We start from the raw sequence: 6,215 nt of genomic DNA on the forward strand, positions 1-6,215 counted from the left end.
AAGCACGGAAAGCGATGAGGTGAGGTCGTTTGCTCAAAGGAAGGTAGTCCGCGTATTGCGATTGTGCAGTCGGCCGTGCACACGATGCGCTTCAACGTGTTCCTGTGCTCAACGAGCGTAACTCCAGCTTCGTGCATCCAGACGTTGTCATCTGTATGGTCCCATTGCAAATGCATGTCGCCCCCAAAAGTTCATTGATACGGGACCGATCTTCTCGAGCGCGGCCGGCAGTTTGTCCTCTGATTGACTGAAGCCTGCCGACTTCTTCTTGCGGCATAGAACGGCGCCATTGCCACCGGACGGGTTGCACGACGATTTCCGTGTCGGCTCGACGCAGATAGCGTGCATCGCGCTAGAACAACTGCCGCATGCCAATCATCGCGCCTAACTGATTAGCCCCACGGCGTGGTGTGGTGCCGCCACCGCCCGCTGTGATCGTGTACGCGGCCTCGCTGCTATTCCAAAGGTAGCCGACTTGCGCATACAGTGCCGTACGCTTCGAAACCAAATAGAATCCACGCACGGTGGACAAGGTTGCGCGAGTATCGTGCTGTCTATTGACGACCCTGATGACCTCCGCCTCAGCAATCATCGCAGGCGTCACTTGATATGACAGACCACCAAAGAACACGTCCGAGCGTATGTTTGGCGCAGAAGACTTATTTCCGGCGTTACGGTGCAGCCAGCCGCCTTCGGCTTTTGCCTTGCCGAAGATCATATGCGCCCCCACCAGCAATCGCGCGTCGATGTCAGTTGCACTGGTCATCGGCAAGGGAGGCATACCATCGAAGAAGTTGGCTGCGGCGCCCGTCCCGCCTCTCTGCTCGTCGTACGAGACTCCGCCGCCGAACGTCGGCCCGTCATACTTGATCATTGCTGTCCACTGTCGGCATTGGGTCGGAGCCCCCGGTACCGATCCAGCGCACAGGCCTTGACCGGGCGAATTGCCGCCGACCGCGTCTCTGCCAAAAGAATAGGTCGCTCCGATCGTGACATGTCGGTATGTACCCAGATACCCGATCGCATTGTCGCTCCGAGCATTAGGAATGTATGCGTCAACGGAGCCGATGCCGTAGATTGCGGGACCCATGACATCGTTATCGAGAATCGTGTACAGCGTTGCCGTATTCTGCCGCCCGAAGAACCACGAACCCGTTGGTCCCGAAATCCCGACCCACGCCTGGCGGCCGAACAGACGCCCGCCTTGATTGATATCTCCAGCTCGAAGATTAAAAGAGTTTTCAAGATCGAATCTCACCGAGTAACGATTCCCTATCGGCTCGGACCCGCGCAGTCCCCAACGTGACGGCGTAGAGCCGGTGATGGCCGGCATCCTGATGACGCCGCCGCCAAGTTTGCCGGCGTGGGTGACATATTCGATTCCTGTATCGACGATCCCATAAAGCTGCACGCTTTGCCCATATGCGTAGCCACTCATCCAGCCCGATCCCGCGAGCAGGCCTATCAGCATTCTTTTCATCACGTACGCTATCGATATGTTCGACTCTATCACTTACTTCGTCATCCTATGTGTTATGACCAGAAACGCCTGTTGCCGATATCTTCTAGCCAGCCGGTCCTATTCGGAACCGGATGTCAGGCGTTTCGAAATGACAGAGGCATGCGATTGCTTGTGCGCCACGGAGCCCTTCACCAAAAGGGCGAAGGCCGCAATAAAACTGGGGATCGCAAGCATGCTAACGATGGCGCCCAGGCCAAGCCCGGCTTGCAGAAGGTTTGCGCCCGCCATCGATCCAACGATGCCACCGATGCGGCCCGTTCCAAGCATCCATGCAATGCCGGATGCTCGTCCATGCGTCGGGTAGAAGTCCGCAGCGATTACCGGCACGGAAACCTGCGCACCGTTCAGGCAGGTACCCGCGACGAAGATCAGCAGGCCGATGAAAAGCACCTCGCCGGTAAGCTGTCCAATGCCCCAAAGAAGGCCACCCGTCAGCAAATACGTGGCAGCAACTACGCGATGAGCGCTGACACGGTCCATGGCGTATCCGCAGACGATCGACCCAATACCGCCGCCGAGCGGGAACAATGCCGTGATCAGAGATGCCTGCTTCAATGTCATCCCGCTGTCTTTCAACAAGGTCGGCAGCCAGCTGGTCAGCAGAAAATAGACGAGCAGACCCATGAAATAAGTGAGCCATAACAACAGCGTTCCTGTGCGATACCGCTTCGACATGATCAACAGGACGGGTATGTGCTTCTCGACCCCGGTTTCTTCATGAAGCTTGAATCGGGATGCTTCCATTGGTGTGCCCGAGATTCGGCTGAGCACCTTGTTGATGCTGGCTGCGGGCCATGACTTCGCGACCATGAAGCGAACCGACTCGGGCAGACAAGCGAGCAGCACGACTGCAAGCAACAGTGGCACGACTCCGCCAGCGAAGAATACGACTCTCCATCCAAACGCCGGTATCAGGAGAGCGGCTGCGAATCCACCAGCGGAAGCGCCTATCGTGAATCCACAAAACATCACGTTGACGAGCAGCCCCCGGTGCTTTGCCGGTACGTATTCGGAGATCATTGTGGTCGCGTTCGGCATGGCTGCGCCCAGGCCGATTCCGCAGCCGAGGCGAAAGAGCGTCAACGCCTCGATGGAATCGGCTTGAACGGACGCAAGACTAAGCGCGCCAAAGGTCACGACGGAAGCGACCAGGACTCGCTTTCGACCGATCTTATCCGCGAGGGGGCCTGCTACGAGCGCGCCGACTACAGATCCGATGAGTGCGGCACTCAACACGGGACCGAGTTGGACCCAGGTCAGCCGCCATTCTTTGGCGAGTGCAGGGGCAACGAATCCGACTGCTGCTGTGTCGAATCCGTCGGCAGCCACGATGAGGAAGCATAGCGCCAGAATGAGCCCCTGATAGCGCGAGAACCTTTGTTGATCGATAAATTCCTGAACATTCAGGACTTCAGATGGCGTGTTATCCGACGACATGAATCATCTCCTGATTGCGCGGCTCGAGCGCTATAGTTACTTAGTAATGCGATACTAATTAGTTATATGGGTGGCTCATTATTCCGCTCGGATTACCTCATCCCGCGCGGTAATCAAGTGCCGACATTCCACCTTTATGACGCTCGATGACGGACGCGGCGGTCAGTAGACGCAACTCCCGAAAGCTATCGGCCACCAGTTGTACGCCGACCGGCAGTCCCCCGCTCAAACCCATCGGAACGCCGATGCCCGGAAGGCCGAGTGCCGCGGTGGCGATCAAGGGACTCTGGGCGGCTATGAGTGCGCGCATCTCTTCGATTGTTCCAAGGTCCGCACCCCACGGTTGGGGCAGGCGGCATGAAATCGGCAAAAGTACGATCGGATAACGGCCAAGCAATTCGTTCCACTTGCGGCGCAAATCGTCCCGCCGTGCGATTGCGCGAGCGTAACCGCCTAGATCGACAATTGGCGCGCAATCGGCCATGTTGTGAACCGATCGTTTGATATCCGGGTCTTCCATCGAATCCGCAGCGGAAATCATGCCGAGGCGAACCTCGGTCATGACGATCGATTGCCACACGTCTACGCACTGCTCAATCTCGGGAGGGTGCGCCCGCTCGATGATATAGCCGGCAGCTGCAAGCGCATTCGCTGCTTCCCACAATGCCGTCTTGATCTCGGGAGAGACAGTCGTTCCGGGCACCTCATCGATCAGGGCCACCTTCACTGCAGACAGATCGTCGGGATGTTCCAGGCGCGCGTCGACCCATGTTGCGTCGCGCGTATCGGCGGCGATCATCGCACGTAGTCCGAGCAATGCATCGGCGGCCGATCGGGCGATCGGGCCTTGGGCAGACATGGATTGAAGGCCAAAGAATCGCTGGCTGACAGTCGGATGATAGGCAGGCACACGCCCCGGAGTGGTGCGAAGCCCCACTACACCGTTGACGTACGCAGGATAGCGAATCGACCCGGCGATGTCGGTGCCATGCGCCAGCGCGCACATGCCCGTTGCTACCGATACAGCGGCGCCGCCGCTCGATCCGCCTGAAGTTATGTCGGCCCGCCACGGATTCAGCGTCCTGCCATATAGCGGGTTTTCGGTGAACCACCTGAAAGAGAATGGTGGCACGTTCGAGCGGCCGATGATGTTCGCGCCGGCACTGCGCAAGTTGGCGACCACGGAGCTGTCCTCCGGTGCAACCCGCTCCGCGTAAGCCGGATTTCCGTTCGTCGTGGCTTCGCCCGCGACATCGACGTTGAGTTTTACGGTCAACGGAACACCGTGCAGAATGCCCGCCTGATGTGGCGCGCTTCGCAGTAAAGCGTCCGCACGATTCGCTGTTTTGATAGCTCGTTCACGATCCTCATGGACGATGGCGTTGAGTCGCGGATTGATCGAATCGATCCGCTCATGAAACGCCTTCAGCACCTCCACACAAGAGACGGATCGCGCGCGCACCTGTGCGGCAATATCGACAGCTTCCCAGCGCCAGATTTCGCCAGGGAGTGTGCTGGAGGATCGTTCAGTTTGCAGCCAAGGGCCGTTGTACATGGTTGACATGTCTACTCGAGCTTGATCGAAGTTGCATCGGATTACGAGATCGATGCGGATGCGTGTATTCTTCCATCGGGCTACTATCGAGACAACCGATCAGCGGGATATCCCGTATCGAATTTTTCGATATTACTGAGGACGAAGAATGGCTTCGCTCGACGTGGAATGGATCTGTGTTTTCGATGAGATCTACAAGACATCCAGTGTGACAAGCGCCGCGGATAGACTCGGCATGACTCAGGGCGCGGCCAGCACCGCGCTCAATCGTCTGCGGGACTACTACGGCGATCAACTCTTTGTGCGGACGTCGCGCGGCATGTTGCCGACGCCACGCGCAGTCGCGCTGCATCCGGTGCTGCAAAAGGTGCGTGAAAATCTGGAAGTCGCCCGCACAGGTGCGCCCGTTTTTGAACCGGCCAGTTCACACCGGACGTTCCGCGTGTGCATGACCGATCTCGGCGAGATTGCCCTGCTTCCCCGGCTGCTTGGACACCTGCAGGTTCATGCGCCGGGCATTCATATCGAGGCCGAGAAGATCAATCCGGACAGTCCTCGAAGGCTCGAAGACGGCGCCGTCGATCTCGCGGTCGGTTACATGCCGCAACTCGACGCCGGCTTCTATCAGCAAGCCCTGTTCGAACAAGACTTTCTGTGCATTGCGAGCCTTTCGCACCCGCGTATTGGGAGGCGGCTTGGCAAAAGTACCTATGTCGCCGAACGACACGTAGAGGTTTTAAATCCCGCAACAGGACACACTGCTATGGTCGAAAAGGCTTTGGCTTCTGCGCGCGTCACGCGAGACATCGCATTGCGAGTGCCGAGCTTTCTGGCCGTAGCCCAGATAGTGAGCGAGACTGAGCTGCTCGCGACCGTACCACGCTATTACGCCCTGGCGATGGTATCGCGCGAGCTCATTCGACATCTGGACGTACCGTATGATTTACCTCGCTATTCGGTGAAGCAGCATTGGCATGCACGTTTTCACAGCGATCCCGGCAACGTCTGGTTACGAAAGACCGTTGCCAGTCTCATGCCCAATGCTGTGTCAAGACATGCGCTATGAGGGGATTCACCGAACTTGCTGTTGCACAGGAGCGTGGGCGTGAGCGCGTCGGGTACGGTCGGCAATGGGCGGGTGTTTCACGCGGTGACACAGGCGGGGCATGGCGTTGAGCGGCCAAGTGCGCGTAAAGCTCATTATCGCGGCTCTCGCCGCAGCGTAGGCCGTGCGGTTGGTGACGTTAAGCGCGACGAGGCTCGAGAGATTGACGATTCGCCCCGACTCTCGCGTCCGCATCCCGGGTAGCCACGCTTGCATGGTATATACGGCCGAGGTGAGGCTATGGCGCAAGGACTGCGAGATCGTCAAGATCGATCGCTTGAACGCCGGCCAGCCGGAGGGACGCCGAATTGTTGATCACGCCATCGAAGGCGTGACACTCTGGCAGCCCTTCGAGCGCCCGTGCCGTCGCATTGCGATCGGTCATATCGATCGGCCCCGCGTGCGAGACAACGCCTGCGCGACACCGTTGCTGGCGCCCGTTCAAAAAATATACGTCTCAACATTGCGAAATCCTGAAAGGCATTCTTAGGTCGGCTAGGACGTCATCCCCACCGGGAATTCAAAATAATGCTGCACAGGTTCACGCGCTCGAAGCCCGGGTCCTTGTATGCCAGGAAATCGTCGTTGAACGTGCC

5 protein-coding genes and 1 pseudogene are annotated in these 6,215 nt (G+C 58.2%); 1 reads left to right on the forward strand and 5 read right to left on the reverse strand.

The annotated features are described in order from the left end of the window. Positions 1–352: 352 nt before the first annotated feature. From H3V53_RS27595 to H3V53_RS27605, 3 genes are all read right to left on the reverse strand, one after another. A complete protein-coding gene (locus H3V53_RS27595) occupies positions 353–1,480 on the reverse strand; it encodes a porin (RefSeq protein WP_336600644.1) in 1,128 nt (375 codons plus the stop codon). Between the two features lie 99 nt (positions 1,481–1,579). Then, complete coding sequence (locus H3V53_RS27600) at positions 1,580–2,959, reverse strand: MFS transporter (protein ID WP_336600640.1); 1,380 nt, start codon at positions 2,957–2,959, stop codon at positions 1,580–1,582. 97 nt (positions 2,960–3,056) lie between these two features. Beyond that, on the reverse strand, positions 3,057–4,523 hold the full coding sequence (locus tag H3V53_RS27605; RefSeq protein WP_336600641.1) for an amidase: 1,467 nt from the start codon (positions 4,521–4,523) through the stop codon (positions 3,057–3,059). Between the two features lie 139 nt (positions 4,524–4,662). On the opposite strand from H3V53_RS27605, the gene H3V53_RS27610 reads away from it, so the two are divergent. Beyond that, positions 4,663–5,580 (forward strand): LysR family transcriptional regulator, encoded by a 918-nt coding sequence (locus tag H3V53_RS27610; RefSeq protein WP_336600642.1) that lies wholly within the window; start codon positions 4,663–4,665, stop codon positions 5,578–5,580. Positions 5,581–5,586: 6 nt separating this feature from the next. Here H3V53_RS27610 and H3V53_RS27615 read toward each other — a convergent pair whose 3' ends face one another. Together H3V53_RS27615 and H3V53_RS27620 are read right to left on the reverse strand one after the other, a co-directional pair. Then, on the reverse strand, positions 5,587–5,835 hold the full coding sequence (locus tag H3V53_RS27615; RefSeq protein WP_336600645.1) for an SDR family NAD(P)-dependent oxidoreductase: 249 nt from the start codon (positions 5,833–5,835) through the stop codon (positions 5,587–5,589). 287 nt (positions 5,836–6,122) lie between these two features. Continuing rightward, positions 6,123–6,215 (reverse strand): annotated as a pseudogene (locus tag H3V53_RS27620) (HD domain-containing protein); the annotation flags it as partial.

Origin of the sequence: Paraburkholderia bengalensis (assembly GCF_037126505.1) — a bacterium.
GTDB classification, from domain to species: domain Bacteria; phylum Pseudomonadota; class Gammaproteobacteria; order Burkholderiales; family Burkholderiaceae; genus Paraburkholderia; species Paraburkholderia bengalensis.

Coding starts and splice junctions, on each gene's coding strand:
- H3V53_RS27595 (WP_336600644.1), bottom strand. CDS start 1,480: ATGAAAAGAATGCTGATAGGCCTGCTCGCGGGATCGGGCTGGATGAGT.
- H3V53_RS27600 (WP_336600640.1), bottom strand. CDS start 2,959: ATGTCGTCGGATAACACGCCATCTGAAGTCCTGAATGTTCAGGAATTT.
- H3V53_RS27605 (WP_336600641.1), bottom strand. CDS start 4,523: ATGTCAACCATGTACAACGGCCCTTGGCTGCAAACTGAACGATCCTCC.
- H3V53_RS27610 (WP_336600642.1), top strand. CDS start 4,663: ATGGCTTCGCTCGACGTGGAATGGATCTGTGTTTTCGATGAGATCTAC.
- H3V53_RS27615 (WP_336600645.1), bottom strand. CDS start 5,835: ATGCAAGCGTGGCTACCCGGGATGCGGACGCGAGAGTCGGGGCGAATC.